This is a genomic window from Imperialibacter sp. (assembly GCF_048007035.1).
Lineage (GTDB): Bacteria > Bacteroidota > Bacteroidia > Cytophagales > Cyclobacteriaceae > Imperialibacter.
Genome location: NZ_CP180355.1, coordinates 3,739,635 through 3,760,996, shown reverse-complemented (window position 1 = coordinate 3,760,996; position 21,362 = coordinate 3,739,635). Strand labels below are relative to the sequence as shown.

Genomic DNA, 21,362 nt, shown 5'->3' with positions numbered 1-21,362 from the left:
TCCAGTGACCGGGGACTCTTCCAACCTACCTACTAACTAGTCAATCTATTATTTCCCTATTTTCACCACAAGTCAACATGGATTCTCCGTAATATGGGTTTTTTATTTCCTTTACTGGGCTTAGCCAAAAGGCACCCTCCCCATTTCTAGCCATAGGGCAGAACTGGTAGTATATGGTTACCCCCGTTGATCCGAACATTTTTATTGCGCTATATAAGGCATCATTAAAATCGGCATAAGCCAGTCGTTGCTTTTCGATATCACTGCTCCCTTTTATTTTGTCCAGTGATGCATTGAGTTCCTTTAGACCTTTCATCCAATGATTATGCATTTCACCTTTAACCAGACTCATGTCCACTTTCTCAATAACTGCTTTCACATCGGCCGCACTAGTTTTTGCTTTTGAGGCATCGGTCGCCAGGAATGCATCCTGAAGCTTTAGGTGGACTTTATATACCTCAGCCAATTGTCTCCTGAAATCTTCATCCACAGACATGTCCATTTTCATGCTACTTTCTTTTGTTCCGGTATCATGTCCTTCATGTCCTTTGCTAGAGGTCGGTTCTATACCGGAGGCTGGCTTTTTGTCACCCCCACCCATGTCCATTCCCGCATGGCCCATTTGTACTTTTCCACCCTCAGGGTTCATCATGCTTTTTTCGCCTTTGAGCTGAGCAGCTGCATCAATTTTAAAGACACCATTTGAAGCGACCATCTCACCTTCCAGCAATCCTGATCTTACGACATAATACTCCCCCGCGTCGGCCCCAAGTTCTATTTCCCGAAACTGAAACATGTTATTATGATTTTCGGTCATAACATATACTACCGCTTTTTTGCCTGTCCAGAGTACTGCCGATTTGGGAACCACTAGTTGATCAGAGGAACCCGGCAACATCGTTTTTAGCACTCCTGTAGCCAGCATTTGGGGTTTGAGCAATTCTTTTGGATTATCTAACTCTGCTCTCACACCCGCCACTCGAGACATGGGATCCAATACCGGGTCAATGAAGGTTACCGTTGCTTCAAAGTCCTTGGAGGGTATTGATTTGATCTTGAATTTTATCTTGTCCCGCATTTTGATCCAGGGAATGTCGCTTTCATAGGCATCAAACATGACCCAAACGTGGCGCAAGTCAACTACCTCGAACAGCGCAGATCCTTCTTTTACGTAGTCGCCAAGAGTGACATGACGCATGGTGACCGTACCTGTGATCGGAGACAATACATCGAAGCTAAAATCAACCTCTCCTGACTCTTCTATAGCAGTAATCTGTTGATCAGTTAAATCCCAGAGTCTTAACTTGTTACGTGAGGCCTGGTAGTAGTTAGAGTTGGTTTCCTTAAACTTTATGGCCTCAAATAGCTCTCGTTGAGCAGTGACCAACTCCGGGGAGTAAATTTTGGCCAAAACCTGACCTTTTCTTACTTTTTCGCCTGTGAAGTTTACAAAAAGCTTTTCGATCCTACCGGGATATCGTGCAGTCAACTCTGCTATGTTCCGCTCGTCCGCCATAACTTTCCCCGGCAAATACACTTCTTTATAAGGCGCTTTCTTTTTGATAGTACTCATTTCTACTTCCGCTATTTTCATGGCAGCATTAGAAAGCTTTACTGAAAATTGTGCATCTCCATCGGAATCATCTTCATCTGACGCCAATGGAATAAGTGTCATTCCACATATTGGGCAACTCCCCGGTTTATCCGCCCGAATCTGCGGGTGCATGGAACAAGTCCATACAGTGCCCGCTTTATGGTCATCCATTGAATGTCCATCAGAAACCACCTCATTTGAAATCGATCCTGACCCTCCAAAAAAGAGCCATCCCAAAAGTAACCCTAGGATCAATACGCCTATATTGATCAGCACTTTGTTGTTTTTTAAGGCATCTAATATTTTCATCTTAAAGTTGTTTTCCTGTTAGATAATTAATGTAGGCAACGAAAGTATTTTGGTCGGCACGAGCTTTTTCAAGTTCCAACTCATATCGCAACAACTGGCGTTCCATGCGCAGCACTTCTTCGAAATCGCTCCCTGCCGTGGTGTATTGAGCGATCAGTATATCACGTGACTGATCGGCATATCGAACCAGCCTCTTATAGAGGGAAACTCGTCGGACTGCATCGGAATAATCTCTCCAGCCTTTCGCTAAATCTGTTTCCAGTTGATTTACTTTGTTTTCCTTTCTATTTGAGACAGATGTGGAAAGCAACTCCTTTTCCTTTAACATGCTTTGATACTTGTTTCGATAAATTGGGATACGAACACCCACTTGAGGAAAGATCAGTGCGTCTTTGCCATTGTCGGGCATGTTCACGTCCGTGCGGGGTGAAATATTGGTATAGGCAAAGCCTAAGCTAAAGGAAGGCAACCCCATTTTCCGGGCAACATCTTGCTCGGCTTCAAGGGACAATATCTCGTAATCCAAACCCTTAAGCACAGGGTTTTGTGCGATGATCGAGTCCAGAAGGGTGTTCTTACCTTCTTTAAAGGCTATCGTAGCCAGTGTGTCCGGCACTTGAATGGCCATTGGAGTTTCGGTGTTTAACAGCTCATTGAACCTGGCTTGGATAGGTAGCCGGGTATCTTTGAGGTACAACAATTGGTTGTTCAGTTCATCCAAGTCCATCTCTACCCGAAGAAGGTCTACTGCGCTACCCTTTGCTGCTTCCAATCGTACATTGGCCAGCTCTTGATATGACTCCAATATATTAATATTCTCCTCTGTAATTCTGATTGCTGCCTCCAATACGTACAAGTCAAAGTATTCGGATCGGACATTGAAAAAGAGCCTATTCTTGGTTTCTTCAAAAGCCTCATAGCGGGCCTTTGCCAATTGTGCCACAACATTTTCCTGAGATTTCAACTGGCCAAACCACGGAAATGCTTGACTAAGCGAGATGCCAGCTTTTTGTGCACCTACTCTTGTTTCAACCGGACTGGCAAAAATATTGAACATTGCTGTTGGATCGGGGAGTGCCCTAGCTTGTGGCATTCGCTCAAGTGTTGCCAGGTACTGGTTAAAAATTGACATTAGCTCAGGATTGTTTTGTGCGGCTATTTTGAGGTATTCGTTAACTGGGTCTAGTGTTTCCTGTGCCCTAACTCCCGTGACAGCCAGAAGGAGTATAAAGAGCCAGCTATAGATATTTGTTAAAATAGTTTTCATCGTATTATCGTTTAGCTTGTTTTTTAACCACTCTTTCCTGCCACGCACAATAAAGGGTAGGCACCACGAACATAGTGATCACCTGAATAAGCATTCCTCCGAATGAAGGGATAGCCATTGGCACCATAATGTCAGAGCCTTTTCCCGTAGAGGTTAGCACCGGTATCAATGCGATTACGGCAACCGCAGCCGTCATCATGGCTGGTCTCACCCTTTGTTGTCCGGCATGCATAATCGCTTCTCTCACAGCCGCAACATCTTTAGGTTTTTCCCTATCGAATGTTTGCTTGATGTAAGTCCCCATGATTACGCCATCGTCAGTTGCAATACCAAAAAGGGCGATGAATCCTACCCAGACAGCTACACTTAAATTAATCGTGTGCATGTCAAATAAGTCTCGCATGTTTACACCAGCCACAGCAAAATCCATGAACCAACCTTGACTGTACAACCAAATCATAATAAAGCCCCCAGAAAAGCCAACAAATATTCCCGAGAAAACCATACTGGTTGTCTGCACATTGCCAAACTGGAAATAGAGAATCAGAAAGATTGCTAAGAGTGATATTGGGACTACAATGGCAAGGCGCTTTGTCGCTCTGATCTGGTTTTCATAGTTGCCCGTGAACTTATACGAAACGCCAGCCGGTAACATAAAGTCGCCAGCATCTATTTTGGCCTGGATAAATCGCTGTGCTTCTTCAACAACGTCCACTTCTGCCTTGCCAGGCTTTTTATCAAATATGACATAACCATCAAGGAATGTATCCTCACTCTTGATAATCTGCGGTCCCCTTCGATAGGTGATTTCCGCTAGTTCACCCAAAGGTATTTGTGCCCCTGAAGATGTAGGAATAAGAACATTCATCACGTCATTGGGGTTATCCCTGAACTCACGTGCATATCTTACACGGACAGGAAAACGTTCCCTCCCTTCAACAGTGGTGGTCAACTTGATACCACCAATTGCCACTTCTATGAAGGTTTGAATGTCTTTCATGGACAGACCATAACGAGCAATCGCATGTCGATCAATATCGAACTCCAGATAGGGTTTACCCACAATCCTATCTGCAAAAACGGATGACGCTTCTATACTAGGTACTTGTTGTAGGATTTTCTCCAACTCAAGGCCAACACTTTCAATTGTTTTCAGATCAGGCCCAAATACCTTAATGCCGACTGGGGCACGCATGCCTGTAGACAGCATTATCAACCGTGTTTGGATGGGCTGCAATTTTGGAGCAGAAGTCATGCCTGGAATATTAGTCGATTTTACAATTTCTGCCCAGATATCGTCTGGCGACTTGATATGATCCCGCCACTGGCGAAAATATTCACCATTCATTTTATCGAGTACCAGTTCGTTCATTTCAAGCTTCTTGAAACCGTCTCTAGCGGGGTTGTGAGTTGTCCCATCCTTTAACACATAATTGCCATCCTTGTCGACCTTAAACCGCAATCTATGTCCGTCCTCATTGACCATGTACTCTGGCTTGTAGTTTATCGTGTTTTCAAACATCGAAATAGGAGCTGGATCAAGGGCTGAGTTCACTCGTCCCCATTTACCAACAACAGACTCTACCTCCGGTATTTGTGCCACATAAGCATCTACCTTTTTTATTACATCTATATTCTCCTCAATCCCTGAGTGTGACATAGTGGTAGGCATCAGTAAATAGGAGCCCTCATCTAGCGGCGGCATAAACTCCTTGCCAACTCCGGGAAATGTTTTGGATAATGATTGCCAGGCGTTTGTTTGGCGTAAGTTCATGCCCATTGTCTCAGATCCATTCGCCACAAAACCAAAGAGTTTATCAAACCCCTGCATAGCGAGCAAACCGAAAATCACAATGGAGATTGGAATTGTGAAAAACTGCCACTTGTGGGAAAGACACCAACCCAGAAGAATAGGGTAGAGATGTACAATAATCATGAGTACTCCAAGCACAGTACCGACAATACTGATCACAAAAAGATAGTTGATGATGAAACTATTCTGAACGCCCAATGGCACCCATGCCCCTGTAAGAAAATAGACGACCGTTAAAAGGATGATCAATGTATTTAGCCGGGCGGTCCATGTTCCTAATTTCTTCGGCCATTTGCTTTCAAAGAAGTTATTGATACTGAAAAGGATCAATGCTATGGCTGGGATACTGCTATATATAGTAAGAAGAACCAGGCCAAGTCCGCCGATTACAACAGCCCAAATTTTCTTGGTGCGTTGTTTGTTAAAACTTATTGAAAAAACGACATGAGCGAAGGCAGGAACAACAAGTAGTCCAAGTATAAGGGATGACAACAAAGCAAATGTTTTGGTGAACGCCAATGGACTGAAAAGTTTACCTTCTTGTGCTTGCATTGCGAATACAGGCAAGAAACTGACAATGGTGGTAGCCAATGCCGTCATAATCGCTGAGGCTACTTCTACAGAAGCTTCATATATGATAGTTAGCAATTTCTGACCTTTGGCCCCACGATTTTCTTCCATCTCCAAATGCCGGACTATGTTCTCCACAAAAACCACCCCCACATCTACCATAACGCCTATGGCGATGGCAATACCCGATAACGCCACTACATTGGCATCTACACCGAAATACTTCATCACAATGAAGGTCATCAAAACACCAAGAGGTAATAGTCCAGAAATAATGATAGATGCCCTGATATTCATCATCAGTACAATCACTACAATAATGGAAATCAGGATTTCATGCTCCAGGGCTTCTTCCAAGGTGCCGAGGGTTTCTTTAATCAAACCACTCCGATCATAGAAAGGCACTACTGTCACTTTTGAAACCGTGCCGTCAGGAAGTACTTTAGACGGTAAACCGGGAGCTATTTCAGCGATCTTTTTCTTCACATTGTCGATGACTTCTAAAGGGTTGGCACCATAGCGGGCAACTACTACCGCACCAGTTGCCTCTGCCCCACCTTTATCTAATCCACCCCTTCTTGTGGCCGGTCCGAAGTTAACTTTGGCGACGTCTTTGATCCGGATGGCAGTATTATTGTGCTGTGTGATCACTGCCAATTCCAAATCTTCCAGATTTTCTATGTAACCCAGGCCTCGTACCAAGTATTCGGCATTGTTGACCTCCATCGTTCTTGCCCCTACGTCGAGGTTACTTTCCTTGACGGCTTTCATGATTTGTGCAATATTGACGTTATATTTTTTCATGGCTGCCGGATCAACGTCAACCTGATACTCTTTCACATACCCGCCGATGGCTGCTACTTCTGATACTCCTTTGGCGGAGGTAAGTGCGTAACCCAGGTAAAAATCCTGTATCGTTCTAAGCTCTTGAGGATCCCAGCCTCCTGTTGGCTCACCTGTTTCAGGGTTCCGCCCTTCCAGCGTATACCAATAGATTTGACCCAGAGCAGTCGCATCAGGGCCCAATGCGGGCTGGACTTCTGATGGGAGTATTCCTGCCGGGAGGGAATTCAATTTTTCAAGGATTCGGGTTCTTCCCCAGTAAAATTCTACATCATCCTCAAAAATTATATAGATAGTGGACAGCCCGAATATGGAGCTACTTCGGATGGTCTTGACCTTTGGGATACCTAACAGGGCAGTGGTTAATGGATAAGATATTTGATCTTCGATATCCTGAGGGGATCGTCCCATCCAGGTCGTGAAAACAATCTGTTGGTTTTCACCAATATCGGGGATAGCATCTACGGGAACGGGGTTACGGGGAAAGTTCTCCATTTCCCAGTTGAATGGTGCCGTGGCAACACCCAAACCAATAAAGATGAGAACGACAAGGCCCGTAACGAGCTTATTCTCAAGAAAGAATTTTATGATTTTATTAAGCATGATTTCATTCAATTTTCTATATGCTGATCTGTTAAAGGCATAAACAAATGCCCTTTTGGAGATGGAGTAGCCATCTTTGCACTACACCGAATGAGATGCTTAAATAAGGAAGGACTGAACGAGCACAGGTATGTCCCGCCCAACCAAAGGAGGAGAATAGTCTTTGTAGGAATAATAATCAACAGTAGGAGCGCTGGAAATGAACGAGACAAGTGCGTAAAGCACCGCTACCATGTGAAAATCCGGCATGGAAACGGAAGCCGCAACCTGGGCAAGTTCATCTTGTCCTTCTACCTGCAATAAGTGATCTTCGCAGCAGCCTTTTTTAGCCGTATGTGCACGGTTATGTTCACACTCCCGAGATCCATTATGGTCATGGACGCAAGGTGCAGGTTGTGTAACCATTTCACAGGGTTTGGCCTGCTGAAATAGTGCAATGCTTTCCAACTGGCCCATGCAGAAATGCATGCTAAAGGTGAAGCTCGTAGAACTGAACAGCACCAGCATGGATAACAGAATGGCCGATATTTTTCTAAAACGTTGCACTTTTTTTTAAAGACACTTTGCTAGTGTACAAAATTTTTCCTATTGAGTTTGATTCCCTCTTGATGAAATTTGGTAGCAAAGGAATGCTATGAAGCCAAATTATCAGTTGTAGTAAGCATTTCAGTCATATTAAAAAGGTTCGTAAAGAGTAATATTTCTTTGAATAAAGATAAAATGAAGAAAAGTGCCGAACCCAGTCATCCGGCACACTCTTCACCATCCCTAGAAGCTGATCACAGCTTCAAGGTTTACCCCGTTGAACTCTCCGCCATTATACTTGGTGGATGTCCAACCCTCACCATCATATTTTTGGGTAACATATTCTACTTTGGCCATCACATTGTTGGTCAGGTACCAGCCTCCACCGATATTCAACCGGTTGATCTCCTGTGTGAGGGAGTTTTCAGTCATTTTTCCAGATACGGTGTTGTACCTGCCGCCTAGGTAAAACTGCTCTGTGCCGCCAAAGCGATAGAGTAGCTCACCCGCAAGCTGAGTGAAAGACCCAGTACCCTGGTCATCGCTGTTGGAAGCCACTTCATAGATTCCGAAAAACTCCAGGCCTTTGAATTTGATGAATGGGGTTACTTGTATGGCGGTCAATTGTTTGAACCGTGGATTGAAACGACCCTCAAAAGCATTGCCATCTCCGTCCAGCGTCTGCATCACATTATAATATCGTGAACCTGCCCGGTCTCCACCAAAAAGGTAGGTCCCAGTAGTGGTGCCCTTGTTGATGTACCATGAGCCTGTGAGACGCACCCTCAAGTCATTGCTTAGCTGGTTATCATAGCCGAGTTTTCCGAAAAATGAGGCTTTGTTGTCAGAATTGTCATTGACTACTACACTCTGGTTGAGCTTACCATTTGTTACTCCAAGAACTCCGAGAAAACCGCTTTTCTGTATGGTCACTTCTCCAAACGCTTCAGTAGAAAAAGCGTCCATAATATAATTGCCAATGAAGGGATTGAAAATAGCCCTTGCATTGTCGCTCCTTCTGAAGTGGGCATCACCGTAGTTAAACTCATCCATACCAATGGTGACCCTGGTTACTTCCATCAAACCTTCCAGAAAGCCGGATTTGATAAAATCGAGCTTGTCTATTTGCATGTAGCCTCCTTTCACCCAGGATTCGTTATGATTTTTAGATGAGAGGTAGGTACGCAGGTGCATCCTGACCCCATCATACAACTGTACGTCCAGGTTTAAGTTGGCACTAGGCAGGTTGAAATTGGAGCCCAGCTCCACGAGGCTGTCCAGGTAGTTCGTTTGGTTGAGGCCCTGGAACTGCATGCCAAAATCACCTCCAACCCGGACTTTGAGGCCGTCAAATGCTACGGTATCCTGTTTGGAGGGTTCGAATACGTTGACCCCTGCTTTGCTATTGGGCCTGAAATACTGCAGCGCAGGCTGCTGTGCATATACTACGCCTGATACCAAAAGCATCAGTGGGAGTATGACTAATTTGCTAAAACTTATGACTTTCATGATTAATAGAAATTTAATGTTTGTGTATTATGTTTTTGGCTCTACGGCCCCCTCATATTTGATCACAATGCCATCAACAGCCTTCATTTTAAATGCCAAGCAACCTCCATTCACGAACTGAGAACATCCTTAGGACAGTTTTCGAGCGCTGTTCAGGAAACTTGAGCGTCAGCGAAAGGGCGTTAACAGAAAAATATTCTTAAAGAAAAATGGCACTTAAGAATTCCATACTGCTTTAAATTTTATTGCTACGTAAATTTACGGAAGAGGTACGCCAATCTATTATTGAAATCTTGTGGAAGGTTTATGATATTCTGACGTTCCTAGTCTCTCTATTTCACTTTAATTTTTATCTGGTCGCTAGCTATTCCAAAAACGTTCGAGAAGTTTATTGCGTAACTAACCCGATAGTCTACAATGATTTTCAAAATGTATTTTTCTGTAAATTTCTTAAGTCCATCTTTATAGGTAATACTCGCCGTATTCTGCGAACTCAGACAGCTTAATGCATATCCGATGCTATTTTACGGAAAGTAGGTACCAGAAACCTTTACACAAATTGGCTCTGTTTTTGTAACCGAACACAGTTTAGGCTTTTACACCTCAGCTATCAACTTAAATTGACTCAGAATTGTATCAATCTGATAATCGGCCATTTGACCAATCCCGCAAGCCTCCCTGCATTGCATCATAGTTAAGCATGGAAATTTATGCTTTGGCAGGTATACTGTAACTAGCTTCAGGTGTTGACCTATAGCCATTATGTCCACAAATGGCCATCACGATAGTGCTTCCATGACTCATCAATGGGTTCTTGTTCATAAATCTTGGCTTTGTCCGAGACCACTGCATTTGAAGGTTTCAAATTTTTATCATTTACTGAACGTACAAATAAGTCCACCACTTAGTTACCGGGGTGTCCCTGTTTTCCGGAATCATCGCAAGCCTATATGAACACTGTTGCGCCTAAAATTAGGATGATAAATCGTTTCATCTTTACAGGGTGCTATGTTAATCATTAAGCAATCGTAATTTTTTCATCCAGGTACACCTGCTGGATCAGGTTGAGCAGTTGAACACCTTCTTTCCTTGGTCGCTGGAATGCCTTTCTTCCCGAAATCAAACCCATTCCACCTGCTCTTTTATTAATCACGGCTGTTTTTACTGCTTCGGCATAGTCCGATTCTCCAGAGGAAGCTCCTCCCGAATTGATCAAGCCTATCTTGCCCATATAACAGTTGGCTACTTGATAGCGACACATATCAATGGGATGATCGGAAATATACTTGCCGTACATTTCTTCAGAGGTCTTACCAAATTTCAACTCTCTGAAACCACCATTTGTATCCGGCAGTTTTTGTTTGATGATATCTGCCTGAATGGTTACTCCCAGATGGTTGGCCTGTCCGGTAAGGTCTGCAGCTGTGTGATAGTCGTTATCTTTTGTTTTAAAGGATTCATTTCGGGTGTAACACCATAAAATGGTAGCCATTCCCAATTCATGCGCATAAGTGAAAGCATCTGAGATTTCACGTATTTGCCTGTTTGATTCGGGGGACCCAAAATAGATGGTTGCGCCAATCGCACAAGCTCCCATGTTCCAGGCGTCCTTTACCGTCCCAAATAAGATCTGGTCATATTTATTGGGGTATGTAAGCAACTCATTGTGGTTGATTTTTACGATGTATGGAATCTTATGGGCATACTTTCGGGCGGTAAGCCCTAATACGCCAAAGGTAGAGGCAACACCGTTACAACCTGCTTCCAAACCAAGTTGTACAATATTCTCGGGGTCAAAGTAGTCGGGATTAGGGCCAAAAGCACTCCCTGCCGTATGCTCAATACCCTGATCCACCGGAAGGATGGATAGGTAGCCTGTTCCAGAGAGATTGCCACTGTTATACAGGCGTGAAAGTGCATTGAGTACTTGTGGATTTCTGTTGCTATTGACAAAAACATTATCCAGATAATCTGAACCAGGTAAAGTAAGTCTTGTTCTATCAATCGTTTTACAAGTATGTTGCAGAAGACATTCCGCCTGATCTCCTAAATATTCATTTATTTTTTTCATGTGTATGTAATTTTTTTAGTTGCCACATGGAATTCGCATCATCAGCATTCATCACTGGTTGGTGTTTGCCAAACATGCTCATTTCATAGCATCTGATTTTTATAGTTACTATTGTCTTATGTCATTTTTTGGCTTTTAAATCTTAAGTTCGGAATTATGAGAACGGCTACAAGCGATAACACCGTGCCAATCACCGGATAAGGCCATGAGCTACCGATTGTGTATAACCATATGCCTAACATCGGTCCCAATACCTGACCAATACTATTCACTGATGTTTGTAAAGACAGATTCGCCCCGGTATGGTTTTTATCCACCAAAGAAATCATGGTAATTAGGTTGGGAGTGACCATTGCACCTCCGATCGCAAAAATTACAATCATGGTATATACGTAGATATTGTATGTCCAAAAAGAAAAAACAATCATAGCAAAAGCAGCCAATGCAAAACCGATAAAAAGTTGTGTGTTTACAGAGATAGTTTTGGCATCTACATTGGCAAATAATGGCTGTAAAACGGCCATAACCAGGCCACAAAGCATAAACCCAAGTCCTACCTGGGAAGTGTCAAACAAGAGAATGTCTTTGGCATAAACAGAAAACACCGTCTCAAACAAGGTTACGGCCAGTCGAAGAATTAATGAGAGAAACAATAGTAGAACAAAATCACGTTTCACATTTGACTCTGGCTTTTGGCCTGCTTCTATGATGTTAAGACTTTGTGCTTTGGGGTTTTTGAGCCAACCGAATGCAAGCAACAAAATAATTGTTCCTAGTAAGGCGACTGCAAGGAACGGGATACTGAATCTATCCAATAGCAAGTGTCCCATTCTCGTGTCAAAATGTAAATTGGTTTGTGCCAGGTAACCACCAATCATAGGCCCGGTAATCACACCTGTACTGACAGCCACCCCCGACCAGGCCAGTACTTTTCTACGCTGCATGCTGTTGGTAAGGTCACTGAGAAATGCATTGCCCACAGGTATAACCGAAGACGAGAATATACCACCTAAAATACGGGCTACATACAGCATTAACAAAGAAGTAGACAAGCCTGTTAAAACCTGCATAATAACAAAGCCTGATAACCCCATAGTGATCAGCATCTTGCGACCAAAACGGTCGGACAGTTTGCCCCATATAAAAGCAAAGAGTAGCTGAAAAAACGGGTAAATGCTGGTGAGAATTCCAATGTGATAGTTGATATCCTCCTCTGCTATAATGCCGGATTTTAATGCAAGCCTTTCCGTATAGTAGGGCAAAACGGGAAGCAATACACCATACCCACTCATAACTACAAAAATACTTAGCAGGATAATGATGATCCTGCCAAGGATTTCGCGATTACCCATTATTTGTTACCGATTTTCTTCTTCAGTAGCTGTGCATTGATGGCCACTATGATCGTACTCAAACTCATAAAAACCGCACCAACTGCCGGACCTAAAACGAAACCAGATGTGTAAAGCACCCCTGCTGCCAAAGGAATTGCAACAGTGTTATAACCGGTAGCCCATATCAGGTTTTGAATCATTTTGTTGTAAGTGGCCTTCCCAAATAAAATCAGGTTGGCTATATCCTGCGGGTTGCTGTTTACCAAGATTATGTCGGCTGTTTCGGCTGCTACATCTGTTCCTGAGCCTACCGCAATACCCACATTGGCTTGTGCCAGAGCAGGCGCATCGTTCACGCCATCACCGGTCATGGCGACAAACTCGCTCTTAGACTGAAGCTCTTTTACTATTTCCACTTTTTGATGTGGCAGTACTTCTGAATAGTAGCCGTCCAGGCCTAGTTCTTCACTTACTGCTTTGGCGACTGTTTCATTGTCACCGGTGGCCATCATCACTTTGATGTTGTTGTTTTTGAACACTTTAATTGCCTCGGCACTTTCCGGTCTGATCTCATCTGCCAGGGCGATGTACCCGGCCAGTTTATTATCCACGAGAACAAAAACGACTGTCTCGGCTGCACTGCTGTAGGCACCATCAGGTATGGAAATATGCTCATCTTTCAGATAGCCGGGGCTCACTACTTTCACATCTTTCCCTTCCACTTTTGCTTCAACCCCTTTACCGGTAATGGCATTGAAGTTTTCAGGCTTGGGAACCGCAATGTTTTTCTCTTTCACTTTTTTAATGATGCCAACGGCAATAGGATGCTCCGAACTTTGCTCTAATGCACTGGAAAGCCTCAGTAATTCATCTGGTTCAAATTGCTGATCTACCGCCTCTACACGGGTAACACCAAAATCACCTTTAGTTAGTGTTCCGGTCTTATCAAAAACAAGGGCCGAAATCTTTCTGGATTCCTCAAATGCCGTTCTATTGCGTATCAATAATCCATTCTGAGCAGAAACTGCTGTGGATATGGCTACTACTAATGGTATGGCCAAACCTAATGCATGAGGGCAGGCAATAACCATCACCGTCACCATTCTCTCCAGGGCATAGACAAATGGAAAACCTAAAAACAACCAGGTAGCCAGCGTCCCAAAGCCTATCGCTAATGCGATATAGGTAAGCCACTTGGCGGCACGGTCTGACAAATTTTGCATTTTTGACTTAGACTTTTGCGCCTCTTGTACCAGCGTAATTACTTTATTAAGGTAGCTGTCTTTTCCGGTATGCTCCACCTTTACTTTGAGTGAACCATTGCCATTGAGCGAACCTCCGATTACTTTATTCTCCATACCTTTTTTGACAGGTTTGGATTCCCCGGTCAGCATAGACTCGTTCAGATAGCTTTCCCCCTCTACGATAATACCATCAGCCGGAACTTTTTCACCAGGTTTGATCAGGATAATATCTCCTTTTTGCAGGTCTTCCAGTTTCACATCTTCTACAGCATCGCCTTTCACCCTATGTGCCTCCGAAGGCATCATACTTACCAACAATTGCAGCGCTTTTGAAGCTCCCAGAACCGACTTCATTTCCAGCCAATGGCCCAGTAGCATGATATCAATTAGGGTGGCCAGTTCCCAGAAGAAATCCTCCCCTTCAAGGCCGAAAACTGTTGCGGAACTATAAAAATAGGCTACACTGATGGCCATAGAAATTAAAGTCATCATGCCCGGGGCACCCTCCTTCAGCTCATCCTTTAACCCTTTCAGAAAAGGCCAGCCCCCATAAAAATAAACGATGGTAGAAAGCCCGAACAAAATGTACGCATTGCCCGGCAGCAGCCATTCATAGCCAAAAAAGCCCTGGATCATGGGAGAAAAGACCAAAATCGGAATCGTCAAAACAAGGGATATCCAAAAACGCTTTTTAAAATCCTCAATCATCATTTTGTGATGGTCATGGCCCATTTCTCCATGTCCGGCGTTATGACCGGAATGATCACCATGTCTCCCATGAGATGAATGATTCATCGCCTTCTCATGACCGTGTTTGGATTTTTCTGCTAAGGAATCTTTCACCTCTTCTTTCTTATCTCGTGCCTCTTCTTTGGAGGTATTGCTGTGATGATGGTGCTCGTGATTATGTCCTTTGTGATTTTCCATATTTACAAAATTTAGATGTTGGGGTATTCCAGGTTAAGTTTTTCAAGTTGATCAGCTAAAATTTTCGCTGCGGTATAATTACGATACCAACGCTTGTCTGCAGGGATGATATGCCAGGGCAAGTGGTCGCAGGTATTCAGTATGTTATGGTACACCTCCCGATAATCATCCCATTGGTTGGGTACGAGTTCATCTTCTTTGGCATATTTCCAGCGTTTGTGTGGTTTTGTTTTCCGATCTTCTATACGCTTTACCTGCTCATCAGCTGAGATATGCAAGTAAAACTTTAAGATCAAAGTATTATTTGCGAGCAGGTGATGCTCCAATTCGTTAATCAAATTGATGCGATGCTCCAACACATCCTCTGACAAGCTTTTGTTTGTCGCTGGCACCAAAATGTCTTCATAGTATGATCGGTTAAATACCTTGATCATCCCTTTCTCAGGAAAGTGGGGATAAATGCGCCACAAAAAATCGTGTTTGAGCTCGTCAGCTGTAGGCTTTTTAAAAGAAGTAACCTGCACACCTTGCGGGTTCATACCACTGAAAGCGTGACGGATGGTCCCGTTCTTGCCTGAAGTGTCAAGGCCCTGCAAGATGATAAGCATACTGTATCTGCCATCGGCATAGAACTTATTCTGTAGCTTAAAAAGCTCCTTACGCAGTTTTTTAAGTGCCTTCTTTGTTTCCATTTTATCAGCTTCTGCTGGCGGCAAGGTGGTTATATGATTTAAGTCTACCATTTTCTACTCTTTATTATTTTGCTCATAGGCCATGGTAAAATATGCTCCGTCATCCTCCGTGAATTTCTGACGTTGTAATACTAAACTCTCAGTCAGGTATTCTTCAACCGTGTAGTTGATGGTCTTTATCTTTAGGCCCATCACATAGGCTTCAACTACAGCATCACTACTAATAGTTATCTTTCCATTTTCTTTTTTGCTCTGCCTGTTTTTTATGGTAACCAGGCTTTTAGAACCAAAAAAACTGAGTACGCCCGATTCAACGCTCATCTTCAAATAGATATCTTTCAACTTACTGCTACTTTGTAAATCATATAACTGCTTAAAATCTTCTGAGGTAACATCCACTTTTGTCTTTTCATCTCCCGGATCGGTAAAAGGAAATACATTGACCAGCACATCAAATTCTCTGGGGTTACACTTGTAAGTGGTGGTATATTTTTCATCCAATTGGTTATTTTCATCATACAACTCCACCAACACTTCTACAGTATAGGTTTCACTTTCCCGCTTTAACTCTCCGGTCAGAAAAATTTGCATGCCTTGTGGTTTTCCATTTTTGTCAAAATTTTTACGAACTATTTTTTTTCCAGCAATCTGCTCAATCAACATTTCCTTTTCCTGACCATAGGACATGCCGGGAGTAAATTGCAGAAATATCAATATGAGGAAGAGGATATTACGCATGGTGCTTCATTAACGCTTTAATCTCCATTGCCAAAGTTTCAGAAAGATCAATAGCATTGCTTTCATGAGGGATGGTGTTACAGGTTACGATCTGCTGTACGCCTGAATTTTTGAGGTCTTGAAAAGCAGAACCTGCAAACACCGCATGAACTCCCACACATACAGGAGGTCTCATGTTGGCTTTTTTTAAGTGGCCCACTGTCTCAATCATAGTCCTTGCAGTGGAAATAATATCGTCAACCAGCACCGGGGTGTGGTCTTTATATTTTGCCACATCCGGTATGGATACTTCTACATCCCGGTCACCATGTCGTACTTTTTCTAACACGGTAAAGGGCGCACCGGCTTCTTTTGCTACCTTAGAAACCCACTGCTCACTTTCGCTATCCGGGCCGATGAATACCGGCTTTTCTATGTTTTGGCTCACCCATTTTGAAATGTGTGATGCCGCATGCACTGTGGTATTAGGTACGCTATAGATTTCGCTTAACGAGCTTCTACGGTGCAGATGTGGGTCTACTGTGGTAAGTGTTTCTGCGAATCCGGAAATTAATTGTGCAAAATACGTTGAGGTGATCCCTTCTCCAGGGTTAAATTGTTTGTCTTGCCTCATGTAGGCCAGGTAGGGTGCTACAAAGCAGGTACATGCGGCTCCCAGATCTTTGGCTGTTTTACTTAGAAAATATAAGGGCAGCAACTTAGCGTCCGGTTTATATAAGGTGCAAACCATCACCACGCATTTTCCTTTTACGTCAGAATGTATCTGTACAAAGCTCTCTCCATCGGGAAACTGCCGGATGGTTGCCTCACCCTTTTCAGCCTGAAGGTGTCCGGCAATTTTTTCAGTAAGATCTTCGTTGCCCGGTAAGGCAAAAACTATCATTTCCATATTTCTATGTCTCTTTTATTTTAATAATTTCTTTTTGTGTATCCAGATAAGAAAGGGCGTACTCAAGCTCTCCTCGTGACTCAGCATGGATTTCAAACAGGGTATCGTTTTCTTCCACCTGAGTATTCAAAGGCGTAAGAAGCAAAATGCCTGCTGTCATCGCTCCCGGAGCACCAGCCAGCTTAGCCACTTTCGCAAGTCTGCGATTATCAATTTCTGAAACTACCCCAGTCGTTATGGACTTGATCTTGTGCTTATGGGGGGCTACTTCAGGTTCCCTGAAAAAGCCTTGTGCCTGGCAGATAGCGGTAAATTTTTTGTAGCCCTCTCCACTTTTCAAAATCCTCAAAGCTTCAAGAGCGCCTGCCCCTTCGGCTGCTTTTCCTCCCATTTCAAGTAACCTGCCTGCCAGTAGTACTGCTCTTTCGCGTAGGTCATCAGGTGCATGGTCTTCATTTCTTAAGACGGACAAAACATCCCTTGCCTCCAGTGCAGGGCCGATGCCCCGCCCTACAGGTTGCGATCCATCGGTTAATATAATATCAATATTCAGTCCGATGGCTTTGCCTACGGCAACCATCTTTTCTGACAGATGCTCAGCAGCTTCCCGGGAGCGCACTTTAGCCGTTGGGCCGACAGGAATATCAATCACAACATCAGTAGAACCTGCTGCCGCCTTTTTTGAAAGCACGGAAGCGATCATCTGCCCTTCGCTATCAATATCTAATGCTTTTTCCACACGGATGAGTATATCATCAGCCGGACTTAACTGTACTGATCCGCCCCAGGCCAGGCACCCCCCTTCTAGCTCCACCACTTTTTTCATTTGCTCGGTGGTAAGATTTACGTTGGTAACTACCTCCATGGTGTCAGCGGTGCCAGCCGGAGAAGTAATGGCACGGGAAGAAGTTTTAGGAATGGTCAGCCCCGCTGCGGCAACAATAGACACTACCAGTGGGGTAGTTCGGTTACCAGGCAAGCCACCTATGCAGTGTTTATCATAAACCTTATCTTTACCCCAATCCAGTTTAAAACCCACATTAATCATGGAACGGGTCAGGGCAATCACTTCTTCCTGATTTAATGCATTCCCTGTGCTGGAAGCCAGAAAAGCTGAAAGTTGAATATTGGATAAATTCCGATTGACGATATCGCCAATGATCCTGTCAAAAGCTATCTGGTTCAAGCGGTGTCCATAAATTTTCTTACGGACGTCACTCATGGAATCCAAGGCATCCAAATGACTCAAGGTGAGTTCATCCCCAGCATTTGCTCCCAATGAATCAATGGCTGCTTCTGATAAGCTTAGTTGGTCATGAGTCAGATGTTCTTCATTGTCCCAAACGATGAGTGAGGCCACGATGGTTTTATTTCCTTTTGAAACTTTTATACGATTTAAAGCCTCAAATCCTTCGGACACACATACCGGACAATTCTTGCGCATAAATACCATGTATTCATTGCGTGCATCAATGCCTAGTCTTACTAATTTTAATACGTTATGGCGGGTATCCTTTGCTTCCATCACAATTCTACCGTTTGATTAAGTTGAGGGATATGTGTTTGCCATCCTTTATTATCTTCCAGGGCTTTTGATAAAGCTTCTGCCTGCGCTGCTTCCCCATGAATAATGAATACCTTTTCGGGTTGTTTTTTAATTTCAGAGAGCCAGTCAATCAAATCGTTTTGGTCACCATGCGCACTCAGTCCTTCAATGTGTTCCATGTGCATTTTGAATGGTAGCCATTTGCCATACACTTTAATTTCTTTCGCTCCTTCCAGCAGTTTTCTTCCTCTGGTTCCTTCTGCCTGATAGCCTACAAAAAGTAAGGTGTCATTACTATTGCCTGATCTTGTTTCCATATAGTTCAGTATTCGTCCGCCCGTCATCATTCCACTTCCGGCAATGACGATCTTGGATTTGTTGTCTTCCCTCAGCGCCAAGGTTTTCCGATAGTTGCTAACTACCTGAAAATGAGAACACATTTCATCACATTCTTCCGGTTTAAGCTTATGCCAATCCCGCGAGGCATGGAAGAGGTGAAGTACATTGGCACCCATCGGACTGTCCATGATCATGGGTATTTTTGGTATCTTCTTCTCTTTCAATAACCGCCATATCATCAGCATCATCAATTGCGTGCGCTCTACCGCAAAGCTCGGTATGAACAGGCTGCCCCCCCGTTCAATGGTTTCATTGATGATACGTTCCAGTTCAGGAACTATAGTTTCCTCTTCCGGATGCACCCTGCCGCCATAGGTGGATTCAATCAGCAGTATATCTGCCTTTTCAGGCTTTTTAGGAGCATATAGCAGCAAATCTTTTTTGCGTCCGATATCACCAGAAAACACCAGGCGACTATCGTTGATCTCTACTTCAATAAAGGTTGATCCTATAATGTGGCCATTGTATTGCCACCTAACCTTAAAGTCTTCTTCTATCACATGCCACTTTCCTTCTGAAACAGGGTTAAAAAGTGGGCTTGTTTTTTCAACGTCTTTCAGGTCATAAAAAGCCTCTGCCGGATGGTGTTTACTATATCCTTCTTTATTGGCTCTGGCAGCCTCCTCTTCCTGAATTTTAGCACTGTCTTTTAGTATAATTTCAGCAATCTTGAGGGTGGGCGCACTTCCATATATTTTGCCTTTGAAGCCTAATTTCACCAAGCGGGCCAGGTAGCCTGTGTGATCAAGGTGCCCATGGGTAAGTACCACCGCGTCAATAGATGCCGGGACATACTCGGGTGGCTCCCAATTGAGCAGTCTCAGTTCTTTTAATCCCTGAAAAACACCGCAATCCACCATCAGCTTTTTACTTCCGGTTTCAAGCAAATATTTGGATCCTGTAACGGTACCAGCCGCACCTAAAAATTTTATGGTTATTTTTCCTTTCATCTTTAAATACAAATCATTTTTAATAGACGGCCCTGCTTGAACAAATTTCGTTTCCTTCTTTAAGTATCCCTCTGATCCGTTTATCAGATATTCCTATTTCATTAAGCACCTTTGGCTTGTCACAAAGCTCTTTGCAGAGTACTACCATCTTATCAATCAACTGTTGCTTTTCGGATTTGGTAAGCGTAGTGAGGCAGGTGATAGGATGTAAACCGGACAAGTTAATCCGGTCACTTAAACTTCCTTGTTGGGGATAATCCCAGCCTACGAGAATCAAACCGGAACATATACCATATTGAATGGCATCTTCGGTGAACCGGGTATTGGTCACCACCCAACCCTGATGAAACTTAGTAGCATGATCTTTACGTTTCTGCCATTGCTTTTTTACATCTTCAAACCGGGATTTTATATAGAGTGGAATTTTTACATCGCACTTATAACCTTGCCGATTATGGAATTTGCACTCTACCATAAAGTGCTTATTATCCTTTTCGGCCTCCACATCTATTTCGTGAGTCACACAATGGCCCTGAATGATCACACCTACTTTAGTGCGGTATCCCTGGTGTTTGAGAATTTCACCAATGAACTTTTCAAAGGGGTATCCTGATGGTCCTAGCTCTAAAATAGCCTGCTTGATTTTGTACCTTCCTGCGACAGGTTTTGAGTACTTCCTGAGCATGGAAAAGGCCTGATTGTATATTTTTTTTGTAGACATTCCATCAAATAGCTGCTTCTCAATTTCGCTCACAATCCGATCTGTTACAGCCAAATCTGCTCCGGCTCGTTCCAGCGATTGCCTTAATTTTTCTGTTGAGAAAGCGGCTCTTTCTCCTGAAGCTTTTGTGATGAGAACGGTCTTTTCTGACATTTATACTACTTTAACAATCCAATGTTAAAGTTAGAATATTACACCTCGGAGGTATTTACGATATCTCACTTTAGATGTATGAAATTATGATACTCAAAAACTTTTCTGAGGTTATGAGTCAAAGCTCTTTTCGCAGTAATAATTGATGAGGTAGTCCTGATAAATCCAAAAGAATTTACTGATATCAAAGAAGTTTAAAGGAGCCATGCTAAACTTTGATTTTATCTCATGCACCAACTCACTGTATTCCAAATAATCGGATGGCAATAAAGTCTTGTGGTGATAACTTTGAATTACTTTCAATGAATATTTATTCCATAATGGAAAAAACATCGGGGCATGAACGGCACAATATCTGGATGCAAATGCTATAGTTTCATTATCAATACCGCTATGCCCATTTTGAGCAAGGCCAATGGCAATTGAAAGGTCGCTTTTGGTCAGAGGTTTATCAATTTTTAGCCTTTCAATATGATCATGAAAGCCGCACATGATGAAATAATCAACCCTGTTATGATCGGCTACTGCCATAACCTTCTCTTTGATGACATCAATATCCTGATTACCGGGACGGTTTTTGATGAATTTGATGAGTTTTCTATCGGTAAGAAAGTAACCTCGAATTGCTTTTGTGTGATTAACATATTCCTCCATGACTCTCGGAA

The 21,362-nt window shown here is 43.3% G+C and carries 15 protein-coding genes; all 15 read right to left on the bottom strand.

Annotation, left to right across the window (positions count from 1 at the left end):
* Positions 1 to 40: 40 nt before the first annotated feature.
* The 15 genes from ACMVP2_RS16080 to ACMVP2_RS16010 all read right to left on the bottom strand — a co-directional run bounded on the left by ACMVP2_RS16080 (position 41) and on the right by ACMVP2_RS16010 (position 21,351).
* On the bottom strand, positions 41 to 1,870 hold the full coding sequence (locus tag ACMVP2_RS16080; RefSeq protein ID WP_416864240.1) for an efflux RND transporter periplasmic adaptor subunit: 1,830 nt from the start codon (positions 1,868 to 1,870) through the stop codon (positions 41 to 43).
* A gap of 34 nt (positions 1,871 to 1,904) precedes the next feature.
* On the bottom strand, positions 1,905 to 3,170 hold the full coding sequence (locus ACMVP2_RS16075; RefSeq protein ID WP_339790063.1) for a TolC family protein: 1,266 nt from the start codon (positions 3,168 to 3,170) through the stop codon (positions 1,905 to 1,907).
* Between the two features lie 4 nt (positions 3,171 to 3,174).
* Positions 3,175 to 6,999, bottom strand: coding sequence for an efflux RND transporter permease subunit (locus ACMVP2_RS16070; RefSeq protein WP_339790066.1), 3,825 nt, complete (start codon positions 6,997 to 6,999; stop codon positions 3,175 to 3,177).
* A gap of 99 nt (positions 7,000 to 7,098) precedes the next feature.
* Complete coding sequence (locus tag ACMVP2_RS16065) at positions 7,099 to 7,545, bottom strand: HYC_CC_PP family protein (RefSeq protein ID WP_339790069.1); 447 nt, start codon at positions 7,543 to 7,545, stop codon at positions 7,099 to 7,101.
* Between the two features lie 222 nt (positions 7,546 to 7,767).
* Positions 7,768 to 9,033: a hypothetical protein gene (locus ACMVP2_RS16060; protein WP_339790071.1), complete on the bottom strand. Its 1,266-nt coding sequence runs from the start codon at positions 9,031 to 9,033 to the stop codon at positions 7,768 to 7,770.
* 1,018 nt (positions 9,034 to 10,051) lie between these two features.
* Entirely contained in the window at positions 10,052 to 11,104 is a 1,053-nt protein-coding gene (locus ACMVP2_RS16055) for a class I fructose-bisphosphate aldolase (protein ID WP_339790073.1), read from the bottom strand.
* Positions 11,105 to 11,220: 116 nt separating this feature from the next.
* Positions 11,221 to 12,456, bottom strand: coding sequence for an MFS transporter (locus ACMVP2_RS16050; protein ID WP_339790075.1), 1,236 nt, complete (start codon positions 12,454 to 12,456; stop codon positions 11,221 to 11,223).
* Positions 12,456 to 14,609, bottom strand: a complete 2,154-nt coding sequence (locus ACMVP2_RS16045; protein WP_339790078.1) for a copper-translocating P-type ATPase — start codon at positions 14,607 to 14,609, stop codon at positions 12,456 to 12,458. Before ACMVP2_RS16045 ends, ACMVP2_RS16050 begins: the two co-directional genes overlap by 1 nt.
* 11 nt (positions 14,610 to 14,620) lie before the next feature.
* Positions 14,621 to 15,352, bottom strand: a complete 732-nt coding sequence (locus ACMVP2_RS16040) for a PPK2 family polyphosphate kinase (RefSeq protein WP_339790081.1) — start codon at positions 15,350 to 15,352, stop codon at positions 14,621 to 14,623.
* Positions 15,353 to 15,355: 3 nt separating this feature from the next.
* The gene (locus ACMVP2_RS16035; protein ID WP_339790084.1) at positions 15,356 to 15,988 is read right to left on the bottom strand and encodes a hypothetical protein; all 633 of its coding nucleotides are present in this window, start codon (positions 15,986 to 15,988) and stop codon (positions 15,356 to 15,358) included.
* Positions 15,989 to 16,031: 43 nt separating this feature from the next.
* Positions 16,032 to 16,928: a ribose-phosphate pyrophosphokinase gene (locus tag ACMVP2_RS16030; RefSeq protein WP_339790087.1), complete on the bottom strand. Its 897-nt coding sequence runs from the start codon at positions 16,926 to 16,928 to the stop codon at positions 16,032 to 16,034.
* 4 nt (positions 16,929 to 16,932) lie between these two features.
* Complete coding sequence (locus ACMVP2_RS16025) at positions 16,933 to 18,453, bottom strand: thymidine phosphorylase family protein (RefSeq protein ID WP_339790089.1); 1,521 nt, start codon at positions 18,451 to 18,453, stop codon at positions 16,933 to 16,935.
* A complete protein-coding gene (locus ACMVP2_RS16020; protein ID WP_339790091.1) occupies positions 18,453 to 19,823 on the bottom strand; it encodes an MBL fold metallo-hydrolase in 1,371 nt (456 codons plus the stop codon). The genes ACMVP2_RS16025 and ACMVP2_RS16020 overlap by 1 nt, the downstream gene beginning before the upstream one ends.
* A 19-nt stretch (positions 19,824 to 19,842) precedes the next feature.
* Entirely contained in the window at positions 19,843 to 20,697 is an 855-nt protein-coding gene (locus ACMVP2_RS16015) for a restriction endonuclease (RefSeq protein ID WP_339790093.1), read from the bottom strand.
* 111 nt (positions 20,698 to 20,808) lie between these two features.
* Positions 20,809 to 21,351 (bottom strand): hypothetical protein, encoded by a 543-nt coding sequence (locus ACMVP2_RS16010; RefSeq protein WP_339790096.1) that lies wholly within the window; start codon positions 21,349 to 21,351, stop codon positions 20,809 to 20,811.
* Positions 21,352 to 21,362 lie beyond the last annotated feature (11 nt).

Excerpts from the sequence above, each read along its gene's own strand:
- ACMVP2_RS16040 (WP_339790081.1), bottom strand. The coding sequence starts at position 15,352 with ATGGTAGACTTAAATCATATAACCACCTTGCCGCCAGCAGAAGCTGAT.
- ACMVP2_RS16045 (WP_339790078.1), bottom strand. The coding sequence starts at position 14,609 with ATGGAAAATCACAAAGGACATAATCACGAGCACCATCATCACAGCAAT.
- ACMVP2_RS16050 (WP_339790075.1), bottom strand. The coding sequence starts at position 12,456 with ATGGGTAATCGCGAAATCCTTGGCAGGATCATCATTATCCTGCTAAGT.
- ACMVP2_RS16075 (WP_339790063.1), bottom strand. The coding sequence starts at position 3,170 with ATGAAAACTATTTTAACAAATATCTATAGCTGGCTCTTTATACTCCTT.
- ACMVP2_RS16060 (WP_339790071.1), bottom strand. The coding sequence starts at position 9,033 with ATGAAAGTCATAAGTTTTAGCAAATTAGTCATACTCCCACTGATGCTT.
- ACMVP2_RS16020 (WP_339790091.1), bottom strand. The coding sequence starts at position 19,823 with ATGAAAGGAAAAATAACCATAAAATTTTTAGGTGCGGCTGGTACCGTT.
- ACMVP2_RS16015 (WP_339790093.1), bottom strand. The coding sequence starts at position 20,697 with ATGTCAGAAAAGACCGTTCTCATCACAAAAGCTTCAGGAGAAAGAGCC.
- ACMVP2_RS16055 (WP_339790073.1), bottom strand. The coding sequence starts at position 11,104 with ATGAAAAAAATAAATGAATATTTAGGAGATCAGGCGGAATGTCTTCTG.
- ACMVP2_RS16030 (WP_339790087.1), bottom strand. The coding sequence starts at position 16,928 with ATGGAAATGATAGTTTTTGCCTTACCGGGCAACGAAGATCTTACTGAA.
- ACMVP2_RS16070 (WP_339790066.1), bottom strand. The coding sequence starts at position 6,999 with ATGCTTAATAAAATCATAAAATTCTTTCTTGAGAATAAGCTCGTTACG.
- ACMVP2_RS16035 (WP_339790084.1), bottom strand. The coding sequence starts at position 15,988 with ATGTCCTATGGTCAGGAAAAGGAAATGTTGATTGAGCAGATTGCTGGA.
- ACMVP2_RS16025 (WP_339790089.1), bottom strand. The coding sequence starts at position 18,453 with ATGGAAGCAAAGGATACCCGCCATAACGTATTAAAATTAGTAAGACTA.
- ACMVP2_RS16010 (WP_339790096.1), bottom strand. The coding sequence starts at position 21,351 with ATGGAGGAATATGTTAATCACACAAAAGCAATTCGAGGTTACTTTCTT.